18 protein-coding genes are annotated in these 24,461 nt (G+C 68.3%); 6 read left to right on the plus strand and 12 right to left on the minus strand.

Annotated features, from left to right (window positions below):
- Window position 1: 1 nt before the first annotated feature.
- The gene (locus tag GJV26_RS27460) at window positions 2-304 is read left to right on the plus strand and encodes a hypothetical protein (protein WP_155711763.1); all 303 of its coding nucleotides are present in this window, start codon (window positions 2-4) and stop codon (window positions 302-304) included.
- Between the two features lie 74 nt (window positions 305-378).
- Here GJV26_RS27460 and GJV26_RS27465 read toward each other — a convergent pair whose 3' ends face one another.
- Window positions 379-1,125 (minus strand): DUF481 domain-containing protein, encoded by a 747-nt coding sequence (locus tag GJV26_RS27465; protein WP_155711764.1) that lies wholly within the window; start codon window positions 1,123-1,125, stop codon window positions 379-381.
- Between the two features lie 211 nt (window positions 1,126-1,336).
- Here GJV26_RS27465 and GJV26_RS27470 point away from each other — a divergent pair, with 211 nt between their 5' ends.
- Window positions 1,337-2,497 (plus strand): DNA topoisomerase IB, encoded by a 1,161-nt coding sequence (locus tag GJV26_RS27470; RefSeq protein WP_155711765.1) that lies wholly within the window; start codon window positions 1,337-1,339, stop codon window positions 2,495-2,497.
- A gap of 58 nt (window positions 2,498-2,555) precedes the next feature.
- Here the strand turns inward: GJV26_RS27470 and GJV26_RS27475 are convergent, their stop codons facing one another.
- Together GJV26_RS27475 and msrA are read right to left on the minus strand one after the other, a co-directional pair.
- Window positions 2,556-3,590, minus strand: a complete 1,035-nt coding sequence (locus tag GJV26_RS27475) for an alpha/beta hydrolase (RefSeq protein WP_229419472.1) — start codon at window positions 3,588-3,590, stop codon at window positions 2,556-2,558.
- Window positions 3,591-3,798: 208 nt separating this feature from the next.
- The gene (msrA, locus tag GJV26_RS27480; RefSeq protein ID WP_155711766.1) at window positions 3,799-4,302 is read right to left on the minus strand and encodes a peptide-methionine (S)-S-oxide reductase MsrA; all 504 of its coding nucleotides are present in this window, start codon (window positions 4,300-4,302) and stop codon (window positions 3,799-3,801) included.
- A gap of 321 nt (window positions 4,303-4,623) precedes the next feature.
- Here msrA and GJV26_RS27485 point away from each other — a divergent pair, with 321 nt between their 5' ends.
- Together GJV26_RS27485 and GJV26_RS27490 are read left to right on the plus strand one after the other, a co-directional pair.
- Window positions 4,624-5,295, plus strand: a complete 672-nt coding sequence (locus tag GJV26_RS27485; protein WP_155711767.1) for a hypothetical protein — start codon at window positions 4,624-4,626, stop codon at window positions 5,293-5,295.
- Window positions 5,292-6,212, plus strand: coding sequence for an NAD(P)/FAD-dependent oxidoreductase (locus GJV26_RS27490; RefSeq protein WP_189442161.1), 921 nt, complete (start codon window positions 5,292-5,294; stop codon window positions 6,210-6,212). Before GJV26_RS27485 ends, GJV26_RS27490 begins: the two co-directional genes overlap by 4 nt.
- A gap of 97 nt (window positions 6,213-6,309) precedes the next feature.
- Here GJV26_RS27490 and GJV26_RS27495 read toward each other — a convergent pair whose 3' ends face one another.
- The 6 genes from GJV26_RS27495 to GJV26_RS27520 all read right to left on the minus strand — a co-directional run bounded on the left by GJV26_RS27495 (window position 6,310) and on the right by GJV26_RS27520 (window position 17,784).
- Window positions 6,310-7,608 (minus strand): glycosyltransferase, encoded by a 1,299-nt coding sequence (locus GJV26_RS27495; protein WP_155711768.1) that lies wholly within the window; start codon window positions 7,606-7,608, stop codon window positions 6,310-6,312.
- Between the two features lie 96 nt (window positions 7,609-7,704).
- A complete protein-coding gene (locus GJV26_RS27500) occupies window positions 7,705-9,492 on the minus strand; it encodes a glycoside hydrolase family 2 protein (RefSeq protein ID WP_155711769.1) in 1,788 nt (595 codons plus the stop codon).
- 625 nt (window positions 9,493-10,117) lie between these two features.
- Window positions 10,118-11,398 carry an NCS2 family permease gene (locus GJV26_RS27505; protein WP_173346360.1) on the minus strand — a complete coding sequence of 427 codons (1,281 nt, stop codon included), beginning with the start codon at window positions 11,396-11,398 and terminating at the stop codon, window positions 10,118-10,120.
- A 198-nt stretch (window positions 11,399-11,596) separates the two neighbouring features.
- On the minus strand, window positions 11,597-13,282 hold the full coding sequence (locus GJV26_RS27510; protein WP_155711771.1) for an ABC-F family ATP-binding cassette domain-containing protein: 1,686 nt from the start codon (window positions 13,280-13,282) through the stop codon (window positions 11,597-11,599).
- A gap of 180 nt (window positions 13,283-13,462) precedes the next feature.
- On the minus strand, window positions 13,463-15,307 hold the full coding sequence (locus tag GJV26_RS27515; RefSeq protein WP_155711772.1) for a phytase: 1,845 nt from the start codon (window positions 15,305-15,307) through the stop codon (window positions 13,463-13,465).
- Window positions 15,307-17,784, minus strand: coding sequence for a TonB-dependent receptor (locus GJV26_RS27520; protein ID WP_155711773.1), 2,478 nt, complete (start codon window positions 17,782-17,784; stop codon window positions 15,307-15,309). Before GJV26_RS27520 ends, GJV26_RS27515 begins: the two co-directional genes overlap by 1 nt.
- 285 nt (window positions 17,785-18,069) lie before the next feature.
- Here GJV26_RS27520 and GJV26_RS27525 point away from each other — a divergent pair, with 285 nt between their 5' ends.
- A complete protein-coding gene (locus tag GJV26_RS27525) occupies window positions 18,070-18,930 on the plus strand; it encodes a GGDEF domain-containing protein (RefSeq protein ID WP_155711774.1) in 861 nt (286 codons plus the stop codon).
- Window positions 18,927-19,937 carry an AraC family transcriptional regulator gene (locus GJV26_RS27530; protein WP_189442346.1) on the plus strand — a complete coding sequence of 337 codons (1,011 nt, stop codon included), beginning with the start codon at window positions 18,927-18,929 and terminating at the stop codon, window positions 19,935-19,937. The genes GJV26_RS27525 and GJV26_RS27530 overlap by 4 nt, the downstream gene beginning before the upstream one ends.
- A 74-nt stretch (window positions 19,938-20,011) precedes the next feature.
- Here the strand turns inward: GJV26_RS27530 and cphA are convergent, their stop codons facing one another.
- The 3 genes from cphA to GJV26_RS27545 are packed head-to-tail and all read right to left on the minus strand — an operon-like array spanning window position 20,012 to window position 24,457.
- Window positions 20,012-22,657: a cyanophycin synthetase gene (gene cphA / locus GJV26_RS27535; protein ID WP_155711775.1), complete on the minus strand. Its 2,646-nt coding sequence runs from the start codon at window positions 22,655-22,657 to the stop codon at window positions 20,012-20,014.
- A complete protein-coding gene (locus GJV26_RS27540; protein WP_155711776.1) occupies window positions 22,654-23,565 on the minus strand; it encodes a cyanophycinase in 912 nt (303 codons plus the stop codon). Before GJV26_RS27540 ends, cphA begins: the two co-directional genes overlap by 4 nt.
- Window positions 23,558-24,457 (minus strand): isoaspartyl peptidase/L-asparaginase, encoded by a 900-nt coding sequence (locus tag GJV26_RS27545; protein ID WP_155711777.1) that lies wholly within the window; start codon window positions 24,455-24,457, stop codon window positions 23,558-23,560. The genes GJV26_RS27540 and GJV26_RS27545 overlap by 8 nt, the downstream gene beginning before the upstream one ends.
- Window positions 24,458-24,461 lie beyond the last annotated feature (4 nt).

Genomic DNA, 24,461 nt, shown 5'->3' on the forward strand with positions numbered 1-24,461 from the left:
CATGGGCGACCGCTTCTTCCACAAGCTGTGGCAGGGAACCGCGCCGCTGGTACTGTGGGCAACCCACTTTTTTTTCTGCTACCTGTATGCGGCCAGCGGCTGCCGCCGCGAAACCTGGGCCGTGCTGCTCGGCGTCACGCTGGCCGCGCTGGCGCTGGCCGGCTGGCTGGTGCGGCAGGGGTGGCAGGGCGGCAAGGAGCCGCGCACGCTGCTGGGGATGGCGCAACTGGGCGGCGCCGTGCTGGCGCTGGTCGCCCTCGCCTGGAGCGCCATGCCGCTGTTCGTGTTCGGGGCGTGCGCATGATGGCGCGGGCATGACGGCGCAAGCGCGATTGCACCGCATGGCATGACATCGGGCCCGGGTGGCGGGCCGGACTGTCAGAACGAGTAGACCAGCGTCACCGATGTCTGCGTGTCGGTATTCTTCTTCTCGACCGGCACGTTGGAGTCGTTGCGCGCGCTGAAGGCGGCTTTCATCTGCATCGTGCCGTTGATCTTGGCCGACAGCGCCGTCTCGGCCACCGAGTGGGTATTCGACGTGCCTCGCTCGACGGCGACGGTTTGCGAGAACAGCGCCGAATCGCTGATCTGCCAGCGCATGTTGGCGGCGCCGCGCACCGTCACGCCGTCCTCGTCCTCGCCGGTGGCACGGATGCCCGAGAAGTAGCCCGGCCCCAGCTCGACTTCGACGATCTTGTCCGGCGATTTGTACAGCCGCTTGGCGCGGCCGACGGACAGCGACGAGTAGCGTGTGTAGGCGCCGAAGCGGTCGTTCACGTGGGAGCCCAGCACGAACATCCGTTCGCCTTCCTCCATCAGCTTGTAGGCGGCGCGCGCGGAGAACGCGAAGCGCTCGGCCGAACGCACGTACTTCTCGTCGCCGTCGCTCGTCCGCGTCTGGTCTTCCTTGAAGAAGCCGGTCAGGATGTACTGGTTGCTCCAGTCTTCCAGCTCCTGGCGGGCATCGATCTTGCCCGTGACGGAGGTACCGGTCGTGTTGCCGGACGTCGTGATGGCGCCCAGTTCGGCGGATGTGCTCCAGGTGCGTTCTTCGATCGTGTCGGCGCCGAACGCTGCGCCATGCCCGAGGGCCATCGCGAGGATGAGTACAGAACGGAAGGTCATCGATTTTCTGTGGCCGGGAAAACAATGGAGCCGGCATTGTACCGCAGCCTCGCGTTCGCGTCCGTTCGCGGCCCGCCGCCGGGCCGCCCGGCGCATCCGCGCGCGCAGTGAAGCGGAGCGCTGTCGAGTTGTCACTTGCTCATGGATGTTGCCCATCGTACGGAGCGCCGAGCGCGGTGGTGCGACACTGGCTACTCCTTGAGGAGCTGCGATGAAACCCGATGAACTGCTTACCGATCCTCCGCTGGCGGCGCGCGCCGCGGGATTGCGCTACGTCAGCGACAGCAAGCCCGGCATGTCCCGCGTCGCGGCGAAGGACGGCTTTCGCTACCTGGACGCCGGCGGCGACCCGGTCGACGACGACGCCACGCTCGCCCGCATCAAGGCGCTGGCGATCCCGCCGGCATGGACCGACGTGTGGATCTGCGCACAGGCCAACGGCCACCTGCAGGCCACCGGCCGCGATGCGCGCGGCCGCAAGCAGTACCGGTATCACGCGCGCTGGCGCAGCGTGCGCGACGACGTGAAGTATGAACGCATGATCGCGTTCGGGCGGGCGCTGCCCGGCATCCGGCAGGCGGTCGACACGGCGCTCAGGCAGCCGGGGCTGCCGCGCGAAAAAGTCCTGGCGACCGTGGTCTACCTGCTGGAGCACACGATGATGCGGATCGGGAACGAGGAATATGCGCGGGACAACAAGTCCTTCGGCCTGACCACGCTGCGCAACCGCCACGTGCGGATCGACGGCCGCGAGGTCGGCTTTCGCTTTCGCGGCAAGAGCGGCGTGTATCACGACGTGAAGGTGGCGGACCGCCGCCTGGCCCGCATCATCGAACGGATGCGCGACCTGCCGGGCCAGGAGCTGTTCCAGTTCGTCGACGACGACGGCGCCACGCATTCGATCGATTCGTCCGACGTCAACGATTACCTGCGCACCATCACCGGCGAGGATTACACGGCCAAGGATTTCCGCACCTGGTCCGGCACCGTGCTGGCCGCGCTGGCGCTGCAGGCGTTCGAGAAATTCGATTCCGAAACGCAGGCCAAGAAGAACGTCGTGCGCGCCATCGAGTCGGTGGCGAAAAAGCTCGGCAACACGCCGTCGGTGTGCCGCAAGTGCTACGTGCATCCGGCCGTGCTGGAAGCCTACATGGATGGCGCGGAACTGGCCGCGCTGCGCGTGCGTGCCGAAGAAGAGTTCACCAGCGAGCTGCATGCGCTGCAGCCGGAGGAAGCGGCCGTGCTGGCGCTGCTGCAGGAGCGCCTGGCGAAGGCCGCGGAAGAGATCCGGCCGGCGAAAGGCAAGACCGGGCGCGCTGCTTTGCGCAAAGGAACACGCAAAGGCACACGCGTGCCGGCGGCGCCCGCCTGAGCGACCGGCAAGACGGCCGGCGGCCGCCTGCCGTGCCCGCCGCTTTTACATGCACCTGTCAGCGTTTCGCCTCAAATGCCTTCTTCAGCCCTTCGACGGCGAACTTCTGCGCATCCTGCGCTTTCGGTACCACCGGTCCCATGCCGAAGAACTCGTGCGTGACGCCGTCGAACTGCCGGTAATCGACCTTCACGCCGTCCTTTTTCAGCCGCTCGGCATAGGATTCGCCTTCGCTGGCCAGCGGGTCGATTTCGGCCGTGAGCACCGTGGCGGACGGTAGCCCCTTCAGCGTTTGCGCCTTCGCCGGCAGCGCGTACGGGTTTTGCGGGTCGGCACCGTAGTGCTTGAAGAACCACTGCATCATGGGCTTGTTCAGCGGCCTGGCGTTGGCATTGCGCTGGTACGACGGCGTGCTCATGTCGTCGCTGACGACCGGGTAGATCAGCAGCTGGTGGACGGGTGCCGCGACCTGCCTGTCGCGCGCCATCAGCGCGACCACGGTGGCCAGGTTGCCGCCGGCGCTTTCGCCAGCGACCGCCACGCGGGCCGCGTCGCCGCCGATGTCCTTCGCGTTGGCCAGCACCCACTGGTAGGCGGCGAACGCGTCGTTCGGCGCCGCCGGGAACTTGTGTTCCGGTGCCTGCCGGTATTCGACCGATACCACGATTGCACTGGTACCCGCGGCGATCGCCTTGACCGACGATTCATAGGTTTTCGTGTCGGCGATCACGAAGCCGCCGCCGTGGAAATAGACCACGACAGGGAAGGGGCCCTTGCCGGGCGGCGTGTAGACGAACAGGGGGATCTTGCCCTGCGGGCCGTCGATGCTCAGCTGCTTCGACGTTACGCCGTCCTTCGGGGCCGGCACGGCTTCTTCCTTCATCAGCTTCACGACCGCGTCGGCCGGTGTCGGCTGCTTGCGCGCTTCCTCGGGCGCCAGCGTTTCGACCGGCTTGCCGCCCAGCGACGCCAGCGCGTCGAGTACCTTCTGCATGCGCGGTTCGGCTTTCGGCGGTTCGGGGCTGTCGATGGCGAAGGCGCCAGCGCTGGCGAGCATGCCGGCAACCGCCAGCGACATGTTGTGTAGTTTCATCTGGTTCTCCTGAAAGTGTGACTTTCAGGGTCGTACAAACTGTCGTGCCCGCTCGGTGCGCCACTTCACTGTCGGGATAGCGCGACGGGACCGGTTCCGCTGTATGGTTCGCCAGCCAACACAGGCGGTGCCGGCGTGGCGAAGCATGTTCAGCGGGGCTGGCGGGACACTCGCTCCGCATGTCCCGGACGCCGCGGAGCAACCGGTATCAGCGCTTCGGCAACTGCCAGTCCGGCCGGAGCCAGTGGCAGGTGTAGCCGTTCGGATGCACCTGCAGGTAGTCCTGGTGTTCCGGCTCGGCTTCCCAGAAAGGGCCGGCCGGCACGATTTCGGTCACCACCTTTCCCGGCCACAGGCCGGACGCGTCGACATCGGCCACCGTGTCTTCGGCCACACGCTTCTGCCCGGCGTCCCGGTAGAAAATGGCCGAGCGGTAGCTGGTGCCGATGTCGTTGCCCTGGCGGTTCCGGGTGCTCGGATCGTGGATCTGGAAAAAGAATTCCAGCATGCGGCGGAAGCTGGTGACGGCCGGATCGAACACGATCTCGATCGCTTCGGCGTGCGTGCCATGGTTGCGGTAAGTTGCGTTCGGCACGTCGCCGCCCGTGTAGCCGACGCGCGTGGCAAGCACGCCGGGCTGGCTGCGGATCAGTTCTTCCATGCCCCAGAAGCAGCCGCCGGCGAGGATGGCGGTTTCGGTTTGTTGTGTCATTTTGCGATCTCGAATGTTAAGGGAAGGGCGCGCACTCCGGCGCGCCCCGTTTGAGATGGTACATAGTTCCTGCAATCGGTGCTGTCGCGTGCGCTGGTCGCACTCAGGCATTGTGGACGTACCTGGCTTGTGGGCGTGCTTGGGCGGTGCCGGTGTGCTCATGCACATCCGATATTTTAAAGCGCATGCGTGAAAGGCGCGATCCGGCGCGCGCCAAGGGCGGTCGGGAACCGTTCCGACCCGTCCATGCGGCGTGCTCCTACGGGCCGCAGCGGCGCGGCATGACAGAATCGCCGGACCTACAAAACGAAGGAGAGCGCCATGAAGATGAATTCTGCATTGATTCTTGCAGCCCTGCTGGGCACGTCCGCCGTCCACGCCCAGACCGTCACGACGCCAGCGGCGCCCGCAGGCGCCGGCCAGGTGAACACCGGTGTCAACACCGGCATCAATAGCGGCGTGAACACGGGTGCCGGCGGTGTGAACCGGGTGACGAATCCGGCAATGCGCGTTGCGCCCGCACCGGTCAACGGCACGGTCGCACCCGCGACCGGCTCCATCGGCACGCCCGGGGTAACGTCGCCCCTCGGTACGGTCGGCAATTCGACCAGTGGCGCCACGCTGCAAGGTCAGACCGGCTCGTCGGCCACCACCATCGGCCCGTCGCCTGTAACGGGCGCGACCGGTGCGCCGGGCACGTTGGGCGGCAATGCGCTGGGCACGGGCAACACGACAGGCGGCGCATCCGCCACAGGCACCTTGAACAGCGTGACACCGGCCGGCACCAACCGTTCCGCCACCACCCGAGGCGCGGCCGGCACGAGGGCGGGCGGCACCACGTCGGGCGACTCTGCCGGCGGCACGACGGGCAGCGGCGCAACCGGCAGCGGGGTCGCGACCGGAACCAGCGGTACCACGACCGGCACCAGCGGAACCGGCACCAGCGGAACCGGCACCACGGGTACTGGTGCAGGCACAGGCACGACCAGGTGAGCGAAAGCAGGACCTGCGAAGTCCTCGTCATCGGCGGCGGGCCCGGCGGGCTCACCGCCGCCGTCTACCTGCGCCGGTTCCGGCGCGACGTGATCGTGGCGGACAAGGGAAACAGCCGGCTGTCGATGATCCCCATCAGCCATAACTACCCCGGCTTTCCCGGCGGCGTGCCGGGGGCCGAGCTGCTCGGGCGCTTGCGCGAGCAGCTCACCTGCTATGGCGGCAGCGTGGATGGCGTGGAGATCACCGGCCTGGCAAAGGAGGAGGACGTCTTCGTCGCCACTTACGACGGCGGTGAAATCCGCACGCCCGTCGTGCTGCTCGCCACGGGCGTTGCGGACAAGGGTTTGCCAATCGAAAACTGGCATGACGCCGTGGCCAGCGGTGCCGTACGCCTGTGCCCCGTCTGCGACGGCTACGATATCCTCGACAAGCGCGTGGCCGTGGCCTCGCAGCCGCACAACCGCACCGGCCATGCGCTGTTCATGCGCACGTTTTCCTGCGACGTGACGCTGTTCGAGCGCGAACCGGATGTGCCGCTGTCCGAAGAGGAAGCCGAAAAGCTGCGCGTGGCCAAGGTGCGCTATGTCGCTTCGCCCGTGAAAGGCGTGACGTTGACGGACGCGATGGAACCGGTGCTGCACACCGAGGACGGCGAGGACCACCTGTTCGATGTGTTCTATCCGATGCTGGGCGAAACCGCCCGTTCCGGCCTGGCGCATGCATTGGGTGCGCACTGCGGCGATTGCGACAAGGTGATCGTCGACAAGCACCAGCGCACCACCGTGCCCGGCATGTATGCCATCGGCGACTTGGTGGTGGGCCTAAACCAGATCAGCGTCGCGATCGGGCAGGCGGCGATCGCGGCTACCGCCATCCACAACGCATTGCCATGGCGGTTCCGGCAGCGGCTTTGAACGGCAACTGTCGGACCAGGTATGAAAAACGGCGGCCAGTGGCCGCCGTTCTTGTTTGGTCAACGCCGGGGAACCGTGCGGTTCCCCGTGCTGCACGTTACTCCGCTTTCACCGCCGCCTGTGCGGAGGCGGATTGGGATAGCTGGTAGGCCGCGGCCGTGGCGCCGGCCACGGCGCCGCCGCCGATCACGGTGCCGACCTTCGGCGCGGTGGCCGTGGTGGCCGTGGTGCGCAGCGGGTTGACGTTGTGGGCCGCTTCGCCGTAGGACATTTCCTGTGCCGTGAGCCGCTGGAACTTGCGCGCCGGGGTGGCGTTCTCGATCAGGTCGCGCATGCGGGTCGCGGTGTTTTCCCACGAGGTCTTGGCCACCACTTCGCGCATCTTCCGGGCCATCGTCGCGGTCTGTTCGTCCGTCTGCGCCAGCGCGGCTTCGATATGGGCGACGAATTCCGCCGCGTCGTGGCCGATCGCCACCACGTCGCCATACGGCTGCTCCACATCGCGGATCGGCGTCGACACGATCGGCAGCTCGGCGGCCATGTATTCCAGCACCTTGGTCGGGCTGATGAATTTCGTGGCTTCATTGATCGCGAACGGCATCAGGCATACGTCCCAGCCGGCCAGGAACTTCGGCAGGTCGTCGTAGCCGCGCTGGCCCATGTAGTGAATGTTCGGGCGCTGCGGCAGATGCGCCGGATCGATCTTCACGACCGGACCCACCAGCACGATCTGCCAGTCCGGGTTCGCATCGGCGATCTTCGCGGTCAGCTCGGTGTCGAAGCGTTCGTCGATCACGCCATAGAAGCCCAGGCGCGGATGCGGAATATGGGCTTGGTCTGCGTGGCTGGCCTCGCGCTCCAGCGATTGGCGGAAGTGCTTCGCATCGACCGAGCTGGAGAAGCAGTGCGCATTCGAATGGCGGTTCTTCTTCGCTTCATACAGGCTCGGGCCGCCAGTGAACACGAGGTCGGCGATGTTCAGCAACGCCGTTTCGCGCTGCAGCAGCTGGCGCGGGGGATTCTTGAAGGCCGACAGCTCGTCCATGCAATCGTACACGACGAGGCTGGCATGCAGCTGCGGCAGCAGCGGCAGGGCCATCGGCGTATAGAACCACACGATCGGGTCTTCGCCTTCGGGCACCAGCTTGGCGACCATCGGCTGCACCAGCGGAATCTGGTCGTCGTGGAAACCCCACTGCTGGATCGGCGTGTGCGGCTGGCAAACCGTGATGTTGGGCGCCGGCTCCCAGGTCTTCATGAAGCTTTCGCCCTCGTGGTGAATGGGCTCTTCCACAAGCACGATCTTGTAATGTTTGGCCAGGCGGGTGAGCAGGTGCTGCGGACGCTGAAAGACGAAGTCCCAGCGAAGGTGGCAGAACACGATAATGGTCGACATGGTTTCTCCCTTGCCCGATACGGGTCGTTAATTGTGGTTCGTAAATTTTCAAACAGCTTGCCAACGGCGCCGCGTCCCCGCCGGGGACGGCGGGCGCTAGACCGGTTCAGGCGGATCCTGCGCGACGAGCTGGACGCTGCGGGTAGCGGCGCTGATCTTCTCGAACGGGATCTTCGGCGTGCGGTCAGCGTTCAGCAGGCCGTTCGCTTCCTGGTACGTGTCGGCGAACTGCGTATAGCAGAAGCCGGAAAACATTTGCGTCTCGTTCACCACCTTCAGCAGAGCGGTGTAGTGCTCGTAGAAGGATTCGGCCGTGTTCGCCCGCGAATAACCCCACGTGTCGATGTCGGGCGCTTTCGTATCGAAGGCGATGCCGCCGAATTCCGTCAGCACGATCGGCTGGCCGCGGTGCGGGAAGCCGTCGAGCGTCAGGATACGGCCGCCGGGGCGACGCTGATCGAACAGCGTGCGGGCCGGGTCGCTCACCTCGTAGCGCGCCTTGATGCGCTGCGGATCGCTGTCGTAATCGTGGATGCCGAGTATGTCGGTCGCCGAAGCTTCCCAGCCATCGTTGCCGATCACGGGGCGCGTCGAGTCCATCATGCGCGTCATGTGATACAGCGCTTCCACGGCGTTCCGATGTGCCTGCATCGACGTCAGGTTCGGCACACCCCACGATTCATTGAACGGCACCCACACGATCACGCACGGGTGACTGTAGTCGCGCTCGATGGCTTCCTGCCATTCCTTGATCAGGCGCGTCATCGATTTCGGGCTGAACGAATAGGCGGAAGGCATTTCTTCCCACACCATCAGTCCCAGCTTGTCCGCCCAGTAAAGATAGCGCGGATCTTCGATCTTCTGGTGCTTGCGCACACCGTTGAAGCCCATCAGCTTGGCCAGTTCCACGTCGCGCTTGAGCGCTTCGTCGTTCGGTGCCGTGATGCCGCTGTCCGGCCAGTAACCCTGGTCCAGCACCAGGCGCAGCGGGTAAGGCCTTCCATTGAGCATGAACCGGTCCCGGTTGATGGCCACGGAACGCAGTGCCGTATAGGATCGTACCGTTTCCAGCTCTTTGCCGTCGCACCGCAGCGTGAGTTCCACATCGAGCAGCGTGGGCCGTTCCGGGCTCCACAGCAGGTCGTTGCGCGAATCGTCGATGCCGGGGTCTGAGATGGCGATCTTGCGATGCGCTTCCTGGCCCATCAGCTTGTATTCGTCGTCGGCCAGCAGCACGTCGCCGTGCCACAGCTTCACTTCCACCGTCAGTTTCTCGCGGCGCTCGCCGGCCGCCAGGATGTCGCAGCCGATCTCGAAGCCGTCGAAGTGCGGCGTCCAGCGCACCCGCTTCAGGTACGTGGCCGGGACCTGTTCCAGCCACACGGTCTGCCAGATGCCGGTGGTGCGCGGATACCAGATCGAGTGCGGTTCCAGTTGCCAGTCCTGCTTGCCGCGCGGCTTGGCCAGGTCGTGCGGATCGTCTTCCGCGCGCAGCACGATCACCTGGCGCGTGCCTTCGGCCAATGCGTCGGTGATGTCCACGCAGAACGACGTATGCCCGCCCTGGTGCGAGGTCACGAGGCGGTCGTTGACCCAGACCTTGGCCTCGTAGTCGACGGCGCCGAAGTGCAGGATCGTACGTTCGCCACGGTTTTCCATGTCGAACTCGAGCCGGTACCAGGCTACGGTATGGAAACCCATGTCGTGGATGCCGGACAGTTTCGTTTCCGGTGCATACGGCACCTGGATCTCGTGCGTCCAGTCGATGTTGTCGTCGGGACGGCAGTGACGTTCTTCATCGTCATAGGCGAACTGCCACGTGCCGTTCAGGTTCTGCCAGTTGTCGCGTACCAGCTGCGGTCGCGGATAGTCGAAATCACTCATCGGATCCTCTCTTTATTTTGCATTTCTTGTGGGCCTTGTGGCTGGAGGTTGGCGGGAATGAGCTGCGTCGCGGCAGCGCCTGCGGCGCCGGCCCGCGATTCGGACCCGGTCATGGCACGCCGTCCCGCGGCAGCGGCCGTGCCGACAGGGCACAACGGCACGCAGGCGCCGCTGGTGCCGGCGGCCTTGCGCGACGCGTTCGTCGGTTCTTCAGATATCGGAAAGGGGACGGGCCGCCCGCCATCGTCGCGGTGCGTTCCCGGCACGGAGGTGCGGTGGAAGGCAATGTTGGAGGCACCGGCGGCCGCACCGACCGGGGAACGTCCGTTCCCGCGGAAAGGTGGTGTGCGGCAGTCGTCTGGCGAGTAGCGCGGTGCGTGCATGCGACAGGTTCCGTTCTCAATGTCTTGAGTGGACATCCTATCAAGTATTGACCGCGCGATAAGTCAATTCCGCGCGGCAATTCCTACTATTTTCGACTCAACAGTTCGTAACTATTGGTATCTGGCCGGGGCTGGCACCCGTTGCTATGGCAGGTGGCTAACCACTGGTTAAAGTTATGTAGGAACAGTCCTGCAAATCGCCTAGTTAAGAGCTGACACCTCAAAAGCAAGTTTTCTCAGGGTCAGGCCCCCAGCCACGTGTACTTGAACAGGAACACCAGGGCGATGATCCAGACCACGGCCTTCACTTCGCGCACGCGGCCCGTCAGCAGTTTCAGCGCCGCATAGGTGATGAAGCCGAAAGCGATGCCGTGGGCGATGGAATAGGTGAACGGGATCAGCAGCGCGGTCACGGCGGCGGGGATGCTCTCGGTGGTTTCGTTCCACTCCACGTCGGCCAGGTCGCGCAGCATGAGGCAGGACACGAACAGCAGTGCCGGCGCGGTCGCGTAAGCGGGGACGACACCGGCAAGCGGCGAGATGAACAGGCTCGCCAGGAACAGCAGCGCCACGACCACGGCCGTCAGCCCGGTACGCCCGCCGGCCTGCACGCCGGCTGCGCTCTCGACGTAAGCCGTGGTGCTGGACGTTCCCATCACCGACCCTACCACGATCGCGGTGCTGTCCGCCATCAGCGCGCGGTTCAGCCGCTCCATCTTGCCTTCGACGAGCAGCCCGGCCCGCGCCGCCACGCCCATCAGCGTTCCCGTAGCGTCGAACAGCTCCACCAGGAAGAACACCAGCACCACGTTGAGGATGCCGGTGCCGAACGCGCCGCTGATATCGAGCTTGCCGAAGGTGGGCGCCAGCGAGGGCGGCAACGAGAAGATGCCATTGAAGGTATTGCCGCCGAAGAAGAACGACAGCACGGTGACGATCACGATGCCGATCAGGATCGCGCCCTTGACGCGCAACCTGTCCAGGGCCACGATGACCAGGAAGCCGATGATCGCCAGCAGTGCCGGCGCCTTGTGCAGGTCGCCCACGGTGACCATCGTGGCCGCGTTCGCCGTCACGATGCCCGCGCTCTTCAGCGCGATCAGGCCGAGGAACAGCCCGAGGCCGACCGTGATCGCGGTGCGCAGCGATGTGGGGATGCCCTTGACGATCATTTCGCGCAGCCCGAAGATGGAAATGATCAGGAACAGGCAGCCGGAAATGAAGACGGCGCCCAGCGCCGTCTGCCAGGGCACGCCCATGCCGAGCACGACCGCGTAGGCGAAATAGGCGTTCAGGCCCATGCCGGGCGCCATGCCGATCGGGTAGTTCGCATAGAAGCCCATGATGAACGTGCCGAGCGCGGCCGCCAGGCAGGTGGCGACGAACACCGCGTCCTTCGGTACGCCGGCATCGGCCAGGATCGCCGGGTTGACGAAGATGATGTAGGCCATCGTCAGGAATGTTGTTATCCCGGCAATGACTTCGGTGCGCACATCCGTGCCGCTTTCCTTCAACTTGAACATTTTTTCGGCAATCGACACGGCTTGCTCTCCCGATGGTAGTGATGTTGGCCGAAAGCATAACACTCGCTTCCATTCTTGAAGCCATCTGCTCGGCAATATAGCAATAAGTGTTGCAAGGATATAATGCTTCGGGCTTTCTGTGGGTTGCTGGGGTGCGAAGCCCGTCTTTGTCGGGCAAACGGCGGTCGCCATGCGGTTTCAGCTGCGCCGGCTGCACGGCGCAAGTACCCAGCCGTCTGGGTGCCAGGCCAGCACATGCGTCAGATGCAGGGCGTCCAGCAGGTGGCGGTCGTGCGACACGATGGCCAGGGCGCCGGGCCATGCATTCAGGGCGTCTTCCAGCGCCTGCAGGGCGGGCAGGTCGAGATGGTTGCCGGGCTCGTCGAGCAGCAGCAGCCGGGCGCCGTCGCGCCGCCAGGCGGCGCAGGCCAGCGCCGCCTTGACACGCTCGCCGCCGGACAGCGCGCCGGCCGGCGTGTTCAGCCGGGCGGCATCGAGCCCCAGCAGCGCGAGCCGGCTGCGCAGTTCTCCTTCCGGCAGCGGGGTTCCCGACCGTGCCAGACGCTCGAGGACGGTCATCCCGGGTGGCAGTATGTGTTCGGCCTGCTGGTCCAGCCAGGCGCTCGGCACCTGCGCCGAACAGGTGCCGGCACGCGGCGCGATGTCGCCGGCCAGCATCTTCAGCAGCGTGCTTTTTCCGCAGCCGTTCGGCCCGGTAATGGCCAGTCGTACCGGGCCCGCCAGCACCAGGTCGAGCGGCTGCGCCTGGACCGGCCATGGCGCCAGTGCCCCCTCGCACGCGATGACGACACGCCCGGCCGGCACCGCCGCATCGCCCAGCAGCAGGGCCGGCTGCGCTTCATGGCCGACGCTGCCGGCCGCCGCGCGCACCGCTGCATCCAGCTGCGCGCGCATCGCGTCCGCGTGCCGGGCCTGCTGGCCGGCATGGGCCTGGGCGCCCGCCTTGCGCCGGCCAAGCACGATCGCCGCCTGGTTCTCTTCGCGGGCGGCGCGGCCGGCACGCGCCGTTCGCCGCTGCCGCGCATCGTGCTCGTCGCGCAGTTGTCGCAGCCCGGCGTGGCGCGCCGTGCGCGCGTGCTCCAGCGCGGCCCGTGCGGCCGCTGCCTGCGCGTCGCGCTGTGCGCGGTAATGGGTGAAATTGCCGCCGTATGCATGCAGCCCGCGCTCGTCGAGCTCGACGATCGCGCCGGCCGCGTCGAGCAGTTCACGGTCGTGGCTGACCATGATCGCGGTGCCGGGCCAGGCATCGAGCCGTGCCCGCAGCCAGGCACGGCCTTCGCGGTCGAGGTGGTTGGTCGGTTCGTCGAGGACCAGGATGTCGCTGCCGGATAGGAACACACCCGCCAGCGCAACCCGTGCCAGCTGGCCGCCGGACAGGGTCGCAGCCGGTTCTGCGGGTTGCAGGTGCGGCAGGCCCGCGCCGGCCAGCGCCGCCGCGAAATCGGCCGCCAGGTGCCACCGGCCGTCGAGCAGCGCCAGGTCCTCCGGCGTACCGTCGCCGCGCGCGAGACGCTCCGACGCCGCGAACAGCGGCCCGAGGCCGGCGATGCCGGCAACCGTGGCGCCGGGCGCAACGGTAATCCGCTGCGGCAGGTACCGGACGGCGCCATGCGCCGCAACGCGGCCGCTGTCCGGGACCAGCAGCCCGGCAAGCATGCGCGCCAGCATGCTCTTGCCAACACCGTTGCGGCCGACGAGGCCGGTGCGGCGCGTGCCGAACGTGTGGGTGAGGTTGTCGAACAGTGTCCTGCCGCCCGGCAGGCGCAGCGTGACGTGCTGCAGTTCGATGGTGAAAGTCGCCGGTGCGGCGGCCGCTGTTGCAGCCGGTGCCACAGCCAGTGCGGCAGGCAGGGAGTGAGCCATGTGGAAACCTCGCGAAACGCGTGAATGGTCCGGCCGTGACGAACGGCGCGGCGTTTTCGGTGCGAAGGCTCAGATGGTCATTTTGGGGGAGTGCTCCTGCGGTCCGCTACTGGTTATTCCCGCCCGCCGGCAAGCCGGCAGGCGGGGAAGCGGTCAAGTTTAGACGATTTACGGGCCGTGTCAATCCAGGCCGAGCGCGCGGGCGATGTCGTCCCACGCCACCAGCTTGAAGTTCTGCGGTCCGTCCGGCATCCGCTTGTAGCCGTCCTGCACCACCAGCATGCCGCGTGCGAACGGGCCGCCGAGGTTCGCGGAAGTCACTTCCAGTCCATCGGTTTCGGACGCGCCATCGATGCCGGCCGTCACGTTCACGCCGATGCGGAAGGCACCGCGCACCTTGTACGGCGGGGCCGCGTCGAGCACCACGTAGCTGTCGTTGCCCTGGCTGGAAACGACCACGTAGCCGCGCCCCGCGCCGTCGCCGGCGGCCCGGTAGATCCCGACACCCTCGACATCGGCCTTCAGCACGCCGCCGACCGGCAGCACCATCGTCAGCCGCGGTTCCCGCGTCGCGTCGGCGTCCGTCACCCACAGCCCGCGCTTTTCTTCGCCCACGAACAGCTGGCCGCTGGCTTCGTCGGCCACGCAGCCCTCCGGCTGGCTGGCGGTGCGGAAGCGGCGCACGACCTGCGCCGTAAATTTGCCGGCCGCGCGGCCGATGCGGTAGTGCAGGTAGCGGCCATCCTTGTCGTTGACGAAGGCATCGAGCCCGCCGCCGGCCGGCCGGAACACGCAGGCGCCATAGATCTCTTCGAGCTCCGTGGGCAGCCGCGCGGCCTCGGCCACGGTGCCGTCGGCCGCGATCGTGAACAGCACCATCGAGTTCTCGTCGCGCTGGGTGGCCAGCGCCAGGTCGAACCGCTCGGCGCCGAACGATACGTCCTGCCGCACATCCACGTTGTTCAGGCGGCCGGCTTCCAGCAACTGGGTTTGCCGGCCCTGCAGGTCGTACACCAGCAGGCCCTGCTTCTTGTTGGTGCCCAGCACGCGCGACGCGGCAGGGTCGCGCGGATGCAGCCAGATCGCCGGATCGTCGGCAGCGTCGCCGGCACGGGCCACCGGCTCGGTTTGCGTGCGCGGCAGCACGACGGGGAGCGGCGCTTCGGGCGCAGCCGCTGTCAGGGCCAGCGGTACGGCCTTCCACCCCTTTCCAACGTGCGCGAGCAGCCGGCCATCGGCGTCGACCGCGACGTTTTCGACGCCTTTCGCGTTCACCGGCACCGCGCGCCACGCCGCGCCGGTGCGGCGCCACGCATGCAGCCCGCCCTTGCCGTCGGCGGCGGCGACGCCGCCGGGCACCACCGCCAGCGCATGCGCGCCGTCGGCCAGCTTGCCGAACGGCGGCGCCAAGGCGACGGGCTGCCGCGCCGGCGCGCCTTCGGCATCGGCCCGGTAGGCCCACAGCCCGAGACCCTCTTCGGCGGCATACAGCGTGCCGGCCGCGTCGTCGGCACGGCAAGCCTTCACGTGCGGCGGCAAGGCCAGCCGGCGCACGCGTGCCGGTGCGTCGCCATCGAGCAGCCACTGCTCGGCCTGGCCATCCTTGCCGACCAGGAACGCGTGCGTCAACTGCTGCGCGTCCCGGTACAGGCAGGCGGCCTCGATGCCGTATCCCGCCGCCGGCAGGGCGGGCAGGGCGGCCAGCGTGCCGGCGCGGGCGTCGGCGCGCACCGGGACCGCCCGCTCGGCGTTGGCGTCGATGACGAGCGCCAGCGTGTTACCGGCGCTGTCGGTGCGCACGTCGAGCTGGCGCCCGCGCACCGGCAGGCTGGCCCGTTCGCGGCCGGCGGCATCGACGAGGCGCAGCGCGTTCTTGTCCAGCACGAGCCAGCCGTGCGGCAGCGGCGCGAGATCGCGGGCCTTGGCCAGTGCGGCCGGGATGGTGCCGGCGTTGGCCGCCGACACGGCGGACAGCCCGGCAGCCAGGCCGGTGGCCAGCAGGGAAATCGTGAAGACATGTTTCATCAGAACAGGCTCGCTTTCAGGCCGATCTTGTAGGTGCGGCCGTATTGTTCGTACTGTACGTTGTGCGCCTTCACGCCCTGGTACACGTAGTATTTTTCATTGTTCAGGTTGCTGGCCTCGAAGGACAGCTGCCAGCGCCGGTCGATTTGCCACGACAGCGAGAAATCGAGCTGCGTCTGGCTGTCGACGATGCGGTCCTGCGACGCGTCCAGCACGTTCTCGCCCAGTTCCAGCAGGTAGCCGGACTTGTAGTTGGCGGCCAGGCGGGTGCTGACCGGACCGGCCTCGTAGCCGACCATCACGTTCGCCATGCGGTTCGACTGCCCCGGCATCCGGATCGAGCGGCCCATGCGGGCGCCGGCGTCCTCGTCGAAACTGTCGATGCCGGCGCGCGAATGCGTCAGCGCGCCGTTGATGCCCACCAGCAGGCCGTTGAACGGCGCAGGCAGCATGCGCAGCGGCTGCTGCCACGCCAGCTCGATTCCTTTCACCTTGGCGCTGTCACCGTTGGCGTACGACGTGGCGGTGGTGTAGTCCGCCCACTGTCCCGAGCCGGCCAGGTTGGTCGCGTAGGTGAAGTTCTTGATGTCCTTGTGGAACACGTAGGCGGACACGGTGCCGTCGTTGCCCAGCACGCGCTCGATGCCCAGGTCCAGGTTATGCGATTTCAAAGGCGCCAGGTCCGGGTTGCCGATCGTGGCTTCCATCGCGCTGTCCAGGCTGATGCCGGGCGCGAGCTGGCTGAAATTGGCGCGCACCACCGCGTTGCTCCACGCGGCCCGCACGCTGGTGGCACGGTCCAGGTCGTAGCGGCCCTGCAGCGTGGGCAGCCAGTTGGTGTACGAACGGCCGGCCCGGCGCGGCGTGATCGTGTCGCCATCCGCCACCTGCTGGCCGGCGGCCCGGAAGCGCGTGTGCTCGGCGCGCACGCCGGCCAGCAGCGACCATGCGCCGCGCGCCAGCGTGCCCTGCACGTAGGCCGCGTCGATATCCTCGCTGATCGCGAAGTCGTCCAGTGCCGATTCGGCGGCCAGCTGCGCGCCGGCGCGCGGCAGGTTCGCCACGCGGGCGCGGATCGCGGCCGGGTCCAGCGCGGCGCCGATCGGGCCGAACGCGTAATCGAGCTGCTGCGTGCGGACGAATGCGCTCATCGAGCGCGTACCGGTGCCCCAGTAGCTGGCGCTGCCCGTGTTGCCGCTGTTGTAGGACCACTGGTCGGTGTCGTTGTCCTTGTCGCGGCGGCTGCCCTTGGCGCCGAACTTGACGGCGAACCCGTCGTCGAACTGGCGCGTCAGGTCCAGCCGCAGCGCCTTCGCGCGGTCTTCCGCGTAGCTTTGCTGGAGCGTGATCGCATTCAGGTTGTAGCTGGCGGCGTCGTAGGCGGCGGCCGGCGCGATCAGGCGCGGCGCCATCGTGTTGGTGAAACCCACGCCGCTGAAACTGCCGCGAAAACGCGCGTCGTTGACCGATTCGGGCGCGTCGTCTGTGGCGCGGCTGGCCGACGCCTCCGCGTGCAGGCGCCAGTCGTCGAACCGGCGGTCGGCGCTGGCGGTCAGCGAACGGATCTCCTGCGTGTACTTGCGCTGGCGCAGCCGGCGCTCCAGGCGCGCCTTGTCCGTCACGCCTTCGGCCAGGTCGTCGTTCTCGACGTTGCTCACGGTCAGGCGGTCGCGCACTTCGTCATCCGAGAAGCGGCTCACGAAGCCGCGCAGCGCATAGCTCGATGCCGCATCCGGCCGCCAGTCGAGGTTGAGCGCGGCGGCGCGGCGCTCGCGCACCGGCAGGTACTCGCGCAGCTCGAAGCCTTCGAGCCGGTTTCCGCTCCACGCGCCGCCGGTCTCCACGTTGTCCGAGCCGAACTTGCGCTTCTCGCCGGACAGGCCGGCCGCCACGCCCACCGTGCCGCCGGCGAAACGCTGAGCCCACAGCACGCTCGCGGAAGGGCTGGTCTGGTCCGTGTTGGTATCGTGGCTGGCGGCGGCGCCGATCGTCAGCAGCCTGCCGGGCAGGTCGAACGCGGACAGCGTCTTGACTTCCACGGTGCCGCCCAGCGAGCTGGCGTCCTGGTCCGGGGTGAGCGTCTTCGACACTTCCAGCGTGCGGATCAGTCCGGCCGGCAGCACGTCGAGCGCCACGGCGCGGGTGCCTGCTTCGGGCGACGGCACCAGAGCGCCGTTGATGGTGACGGCGTTCAGGTCCGGCGCCAGGCCGCGCACGGTGACGTAGCGGCCTTCGCCCTGGTCGCGCTGAACGGCCACGCCGGGCAGCCGCGCCAGCGCTTCGGCGGCATTCTTGTCCGGCAGGCCGCCGATGCCGTCGCTGGAGACGACGCTGACGATGTTGTCGGCCCGCTCCTGGGCAGCGATGGCATTGGCGAGGCTGGCGCGCTGGCCGGCGATGACGACCGTCGGATCGCCGGCGGCGTGGACTGCCGTGACGGCCAGCAGGCCGAGGGCGGGGATGGCAAGGTGTCGCATGTTTTGATGGTGGGGTTGGTGAAGGACGGGGCGGATTCTAGGCAGCCAATGTGACGGATCGGTGACAGGCGGCGGGCCCGCGGCTTGCCGGCGGCATGAGTGAGCCGAATTGACCCGTGCTCCGGGGCGGGCACACGACGGGCCGGGGACGGGCATGGCGGGACATCGGGCGTGCGGTACACATTTTTCCGGTGGCCCGTGAGCCGTTCGCACCCCGGGCGGCGGCGCAACGCCGTGGTCATCCTGTCATGCTCATGTAATAAGGGCACGCTAAGCTGGCCGGTCATGAACACGATCCAACGACATGCCCTCGCGGCCGCCGCCATCGCCTGCACGGTGCTGGCGTTGCTATATGCCGCCGCCGGCGCATTGAAACCCTTCGCGGCCTGGAAGTGGTTCGACATGGCCAGCGAGGGCGGCACGGCGCTGGCCGCCGCGGCGTGGTGCCTGATCGTGCTGGGCAACCGCCCGGACGGCCGTGTCACCCGCTTCCTGGCCGCCGGTTTCGCCGCGATCGCGCTGGGCTCCTGGGCCGACTGCATGGACGAACTGTTCACCGTCGACAAGGCGGCGCTGTGGGACAACGCCCTGGAGGCCCTGGTCCCGCTGGGCATGGCGATACTGACCGCCGGCATGTTCTTCTGGCGCCAGGAACAGGCCAGCCTGACCGAGCACCTGAAAAAGCGCGAGCGCCTGTTCCGCGACCACCGCGCGTTCGACCGCGTGACGCAGCTGGCCGATGCCCGCTACCTGCGCGCGCAACTTGAGAGACAGAAGGGCGGCTGCGCACTGGTACTGCTCGACATCGACGGTTTTCACCGCATCAATCGCGAGCATGGCCAGGCCGAGGGCGACCGCGTGCTGCAGGCCGTCAGCCACATGCTGCTGCTGAACCTGCGCAACGACGACCTGCTGTGCCGCTACGCGGGCGACCGGTTCGCCGTATTGATGCCGGGGCTCACGGAAGCGGCCGCGACCGACGCGGCGCGGCACCTGTGCGCGATGGTGGCGATGATGCGGCACCATGCGGCGCACCTGCCGGTACCGTTGACGTTGCGCCACAGCTGCGCGCAGGCCGATGCTTCGCCCGGGCGCACGCCGGACATGGTGCTGGCGGACCTGTGCCGCCAGGTGGACGCCGCGTGATCGCGTGGCGCGGTGCGGCCGAACCGTCGATTCCGGCATGCCAGCAGCCGGCGCTGGTGCTGGCGTTTGCCCGTTCGCGCGACGCGGACGAGGGCGCGCTGTTGCGCGGCACCGGGATCGAAGCGCTCGCCGAACCGGGCGCGCTGGTGGCACCGGCGCAGTACCTGGACCTGCTGGCGAACGCGCTGCGCGCGCTGGACAGCCCGGACACCAGCTTCATGCTGGGACAGCAGCTGCTGCCGGGCCATGACGGCGCGCCCAGCAACGCGCTGGTGCAGGCGCCGACGCTGCGCGAAGCGCTGGCGCTGTTGTGCCGCTGGCATACCCGGCTCACGCCGCTGCTGCGCCCCCGCTTCGAGACGTGGGACGGCACGGCCGCGCTGTACTGGGTCGACAGCCACGGCGCGCCCGCGCTGCGCTCCGCCCTGGTGGAGATGCACATGACAGCGGTCGTCGCGCTGTGCCGGTGGCTGGGCGGCGAACGGCTGCCGTGGCGCTTCTGCTTCAACCGCACCGCGCCGCGGCACGTCGAGCAGCATCACGTCCACCTGAGCAGCGCGCTGCGCTTCGACTGCCAGTTCGATGCGATGCTGATCGGCGCCGAGTGGCTGGACCGGCCGTGGCCGCGCGGCAGCGCCCTGGCCGCCGCGCTTGCGCTGCGCGCCGCCGAGGGCGAACCGGCAAGGCCCGCCGGCTTGCTGGCCGCGCTGTACGACTACCTGCTGGAACGGGTGCGCATGGCGCCCGTGCTGGAGCGCACCGCCGGCGATTTCGGCGTGAGCCCGGCCACGTTCAAGCGGCAGCTGGCACGGCACGGCACGCATTTCCAGGCCGAGCTGGACCAGGTGCGCACGCACGTGGCGCTGTGGATGTTCCATGCGCAGGGAGCCGATAACGAAGCGGTCGCGCGGTACCTGGGGTTCCACGATGCCGCCAATTTCCGGCGGTCGTTCAAACGGTGGACGGGGTTGACGCCGCTGTTGCTGAAGGCAGGGCTGGCGGGATAGCGGCGAAAACCGGTGTCGGATACCGAAGCTTCAGCGTCGATCGCTGAAAGGTGTTCCGGACGGCGCGCCGGCCGTCACACCATTACCAGCGCCGCCTGCGCGGCGATCTGCCGCGCGCTGGCCGGATCGCTATCGCGCAGCGCCTCGACCACCTCGTTCAGCGACGAGCCGCAGGCGAACACCATGACGTCGCCCGGCTTGCACAGCGACAGCCCGTGCCGCAGCGCCTCCTGGCCGGCGAGACGGCTGTGCAGCACGTCCCGCGGCTTGCCGCTGCGCTGGGCGCCGGCCAGCATCAGTTGCGCGCATTCGCCGGTGGGGCGGCCACGGTTGCCCGCTTCGTACACTACGATCTCGTCGAAGCCGCGCGCGCAAGTTTCGCCGACGGCTTCCAGGTCCTGGTCGCGGCGGTCCCCCGGCGCGGTGATCACGCCGACGACCCTGCCTTTCGACAGGCCGCGCGCCATGCCCGACATCGCGTTGTACGCGGCCGGATTGTGCGCATAGTCGACGACCACCGTGATGCCGCGCACGTCGAACACGTTGCTGCGCAGCGGATTGGTGCGGCCGTCCGAGACGAAGCTGGCCAGGCCGGCGGCGATCTGCTCGACCGTGAATCCCGTGGCCAGCAACGCGGCGGCCGCGGCCAGCCCGTTGGCGATGTTGTAGCGGGCGTGTCCGCCCAGCGTGGAAGGCATGTCGGCCGCCCGCAGCAGCACCTGGTGGCGGGTACCGTCGGCGACGACCAGCTGGCTGTCCTGCAGGTAGGCGCCGCGGCCGCCGTTGTGCAGGTGCTTGAGCAGCACGGGATTGTCCGGATCCAGCGCGAAGTACAGCACTTCGACGGTGTCCTTCAGGCGGCCACCCAGGCGCACGCAATGTCTGTCCTCGGCATTGAGAACCACGCAGCGCGAGGCGGCGCCGGCCACCACGCCCTTGACGCGGGCCAGTTCTTCCACCGTATCGACGCCGTCGAGGCCCAGGTGATCGGCGCTGATATTGAGCATCACCGCCACGTCGCAGCGGTCGAACGCCAGGCCGCGCTTGAGGATGCCGCCGCGCGCCGTTTCCAGGATGGCGAAATCGACGGTGGGATCGGTCAGCACGGTGCGCGCCGACCAGTAGCCGCTGCAGTCGCCGCTGGCGATCTGGCGGCCGTCGACGTAGATGCCTTCGGTCGTCGTCACGCCGGTGCGCAGGCCCGCCATGCGCACGCAATGGGCGGCCATCAGCGTGGTGGTGGTCTTGCCGTTCGTGCCGGTGACGGCGATGACGGGAATGCGGCCATCGTCGTCGCCATACATCGCCTCGACGATCGCGTCTCCCGCGTCGCGCGGCGTGCCGGCGGCCGGATACTGGTGCATCCGGATGCCGGGCGCGGCATTGACTTCGATGATCGCGCCGCCCTGGTCGGCCAGCGGCCGCGCGATGTCGCGGCAGACCAGGTCGATGCCGGCCACGTCCAGGCCGATCTTCTGCGCGGCGCGCACGCAGATCGCCCGCGTTTCATCGGGCAGCAGGTCGGTGACATCCTCGGCGGTTCCGCCGGTGGAGAGGTTGGCGTTGCCGCGTAGCGTGACGGGCACGCCCGCCGGCGGCACGCTGTCCAGACCGTAGCCGCGCTTTTCCAGTGCCTGGAGCGCGTGCTCGTCGAGCGGGATCTGCGTGAGGATGTTGGTGTGGCCCTGGCCGCGCGCCGGATTCCGGTTTTCCGCCGCGACCAGCTCGCGGATCGTGTGGCGGCCGTCGCCCACGACCGTGGGCGGGCGCCGCAGCGAGGCTGCGGCCACGGTATCGCCGGTGACGAGCACCCGGTAGTCGTTGCCTTCGATGAAGCGTTCGACGATCACGCTGCGCGAGAATTTGCGGGCCGCGTCGAATGCCGCCGCCACCTGCTTGGGAGTGGTGCATTGCGTGGTCACGCCCTTGCCCTGGTTGGCGTCCAGCGGCTTGACGGTCACGATGCCGCGCAGGCGGCGCGCCGCGCGCTGCGCCTCGTCGGTGCTCGTCACCACGCTGCCGCCCGGCACCGGCACGCCGGCTTCCTTCAGCAATGCCTTGGTCAGCTGCTTGTCGCTGGCGATGCGGCAGGCGATGTTGCTGGCGTCGCCCGTCATCGTCGCCTGCAGCCTTTTCTGCCGGCTGCCCCAGCCCAGCTGGAACAGGTTGGCGTTGTCCGATACGCGGAAGTACGGGATGCGCCGGCCCCGCGCCGCCTTCAGCACGGCGGCGGTGCTGGTGCCGATGGCATTGCGCTCGGCCGTGAGCCGCAGCGCGGCCAGCGGCTCGTCCAGCGCGAACGCCTCGCCCCTGGCCAGCGCAACCACGATGGCCAGCGCCAGGTCGAAGGCTTCCACGACCACCGCTTCCACCCGGTAGGCGCAGACCACGCGATACACGCCGGGCTGGCCGCGCACGCGCCGCGTGCGGCCGAAGCCTGCCGGCGTGCCGGCCAGGCATTGCAGTTCCAGCGTCAGGTGTTCGACGACATGGCCCATGTAGGTGCCGTCGCGCAGCCGTTCGGCGAAGCCGCCCTGGTGGCCGGGCGAGCAGCGGTGCGCGTGCAGGCCCGGCACCAGCGCCAGCAGCGCGTCGGTAAAGCCGGGTACATCGCTGGACGCGACCCCGTGCAGCGTTTCGAGGTCCAGCACTGTCAGCAGGCATGGCCTGGCCGCATACAGGTTGGGGCCGCGCAGCACGCGCTGGTCCAGGATGTTCATGACAGGGAAGTCCTCTTTGTTACGTTGCGAACGAAGTCGAGCAATGGGGCCGGCGTGGTGTGCGTGGCGCCGGGGGGCAACTGGTGCGGATGGTCGATCTCCCCGGACAGCGCGAAGCTGCTGCCGGCGGGCAGCAGGTGCAGCCGCACGTCGATCAGCTGCGGCGTGCCGCCGGTCGAGATGTCGGCCACATCCGAGATCATCGTGCGGCCGTCGACGACCGTCACGCTGCCGGCGCCGATCACTTCGATGCCGACGCCGCGTTCCACCACCAGCGCCGTGTCCTCGTCGATGCCCACGCCCAGCAGATAGGGATTCTGGGCGACGATGGTGAGCAGCCGCGCCAGGCGGTGCCGCTCGGAGAAATGCTGGTCGATCACCACGCGCTGCACGAAGCCGAGGCCGGCGCCCAGGCTGACCGAGCCTTTCTCCGGCAGCAGGTCGGCCTTGCCGTCGGCCAGCATGTGGCCGCACATCGCCGAGGCGCCGGCGCTGGTGCCGCCGATGCAGGCGCCGGATTCCTTCAGCGCGGCGTGCATCGCTTCGTCGAGCAGCGTGCCGCCGATCATCGCCAGCAGGCGTTTCTGGTCGCCGCCGGTCATCCATATGCCGGTACAGGCGCGCACGCGCACCGCCAGGGCCGGATCGTTGGCCGTGGCGCGGTCCGGCAGGTCGACGCGGATCACTTCGCGCACGCCGATCTCGCGGAACGCTACGTCGTAGCGCTCCCACATCTTGTCCGGCACGCGGCTGGCGGCGGTGATCACGGCGATCGCGGCGCCCTGGCCGCCGGAAAGCTGCACGAAACGCGACAGGATTTCCTTGCTGTTTTCATGGTCTTCGTGGCCGCCCACGATGACGAGGTGGCCGTGCCGGCCGCCGTCGAAGTCCGGCATGCGCTCAGTCATGCATGACCTCGGCACACGGCATGTCGCGGTTGCTGTGCATGGCCGCGTCGCCGCGGCCGACGGCGATCACGCCCACGTCGATTTCCTCCGGCAGCAGCTCGACGCCGCGGCGTACTGCGTCGCCGACCGCCATGCCGGCGGCGATCCACGCATAGACGGTATGGGCCAGCAGGTGACGCACGATGTGTTCGCCGATGCCGGTGACGGCCACGGCGCCGTCCGCGCCCGCATAGAATCCGCTGCCGATGATCGGCGTGTCGCCGACCCGGCCCAGCAGCGACGGCGCCGAGCCGCCGGTGGAGCAGGCCACGGCGAAGTTGCCGGCGGCATCGCGCACCACGGCGCCCACCGTGTCGCACGGCGAGAACGCCGGCGGCGTATCGTAGTTCCAGTAGTCGGCAAACGCGCGGTTGGCCACGCCCGGCGTGGCCGCGGTGCTGCCGCCCAGCGTGGCCAGCAGGCGTTCGTGCTTTGCCCGCTGGCGTTCGCTGATCTCGTGGTGGGGCCCGAAACCGGCGGTGCGGGCGAAGCGCTCCGCGCCTTCCCCGGCGAGGAGCCAGTGCGGGGTGCCCGCCACGGCCTGCGCGACGAGCACGGGATTCTTCACGCGCTGCAGGCAGGCGACGGCGCCCAGCGCGCCCTGCGAATCCATCACGGAGGCATCCATTTCGATGGTGTGCCCGTCGAGGCACAGTACCGAGCCGCTGCCGGCGTTGTAGCGGCCGTCGTCTTCCAGCGCGACGACGGCCGTTACGGCGCCCTGCAGCGCGCTGCCGCCGCCGGTTAACCGGTCGAGCCCGGCACGGGCGGCGAAGCGGCAGCCGTCATCCTGCTCGCGGCTGCCTCCAGCACCGCCGTGGGTCACGACGGTGGCGCGCGGTTGTCCGGTCATGATG

This window comes from Pseudoduganella dura (assembly GCF_009727155.1).
Classification (GTDB): Bacteria; Pseudomonadota; Gammaproteobacteria; order Burkholderiales; family Burkholderiaceae_D; genus Rugamonas; species Rugamonas dura.

Excerpts from the sequence above, each read along its gene's own strand:
- GJV26_RS27460 (WP_155711763.1), top strand. The coding sequence starts at position 2 with ATGGGCGACCGCTTCTTCCACAAGCTGTGGCAGGGAACCGCGCCGCTG.
- GJV26_RS27465 (WP_155711764.1), bottom strand. The coding sequence starts at position 1,125 with ATGACCTTCCGTTCTGTACTCATCCTCGCGATGGCCCTCGGGCATGGC.
- GJV26_RS27470 (WP_155711765.1), top strand. The coding sequence starts at position 1,337 with ATGAAACCCGATGAACTGCTTACCGATCCTCCGCTGGCGGCGCGCGCC.
- GJV26_RS27475 (WP_229419472.1), bottom strand. The coding sequence starts at position 3,590 with ATGAAACTACACAACATGTCGCTGGCGGTTGCCGGCATGCTCGCCAGC.
- msrA (WP_155711766.1), bottom strand. The coding sequence starts at position 4,302 with ATGACACAACAAACCGAAACCGCCATCCTCGCCGGCGGCTGCTTCTGG.
- GJV26_RS27485 (WP_155711767.1), top strand. The coding sequence starts at position 4,624 with ATGAAGATGAATTCTGCATTGATTCTTGCAGCCCTGCTGGGCACGTCC.
- GJV26_RS27495 (WP_155711768.1), bottom strand. The coding sequence starts at position 7,608 with ATGTCGACCATTATCGTGTTCTGCCACCTTCGCTGGGACTTCGTCTTT.
- GJV26_RS27500 (WP_155711769.1), bottom strand. The coding sequence starts at position 9,492 with ATGAGTGATTTCGACTATCCGCGACCGCAGCTGGTACGCGACAACTGG.
- GJV26_RS27505 (WP_173346360.1), bottom strand. The coding sequence starts at position 11,398 with ATGTTCAAGTTGAAGGAAAGCGGCACGGATGTGCGCACCGAAGTCATT.
- GJV26_RS27510 (WP_155711771.1), bottom strand. The coding sequence starts at position 13,282 with ATGGCTCACTCCCTGCCTGCCGCACTGGCTGTGGCACCGGCTGCAACA.
- GJV26_RS27515 (WP_155711772.1), bottom strand. The coding sequence starts at position 15,307 with ATGAAACATGTCTTCACGATTTCCCTGCTGGCCACCGGCCTGGCTGCC.
- GJV26_RS27520 (WP_155711773.1), bottom strand. The coding sequence starts at position 17,784 with ATGCGACACCTTGCCATCCCCGCCCTCGGCCTGCTGGCCGTCACGGCA.
- GJV26_RS27525 (WP_155711774.1), top strand. The coding sequence starts at position 18,070 with ATGAACACGATCCAACGACATGCCCTCGCGGCCGCCGCCATCGCCTGC.
- cphA (WP_155711775.1), bottom strand. The coding sequence starts at position 22,657 with ATGAACATCCTGGACCAGCGCGTGCTGCGCGGCCCCAACCTGTATGCG.
- GJV26_RS27540 (WP_155711776.1), bottom strand. The coding sequence starts at position 23,565 with ATGACTGAGCGCATGCCGGACTTCGACGGCGGCCGGCACGGCCACCTC.
- GJV26_RS27545 (WP_155711777.1), bottom strand. The coding sequence starts at position 24,457 with ATGACCGGACAACCGCGCGCCACCGTCGTGACCCACGGCGGTGCTGGA.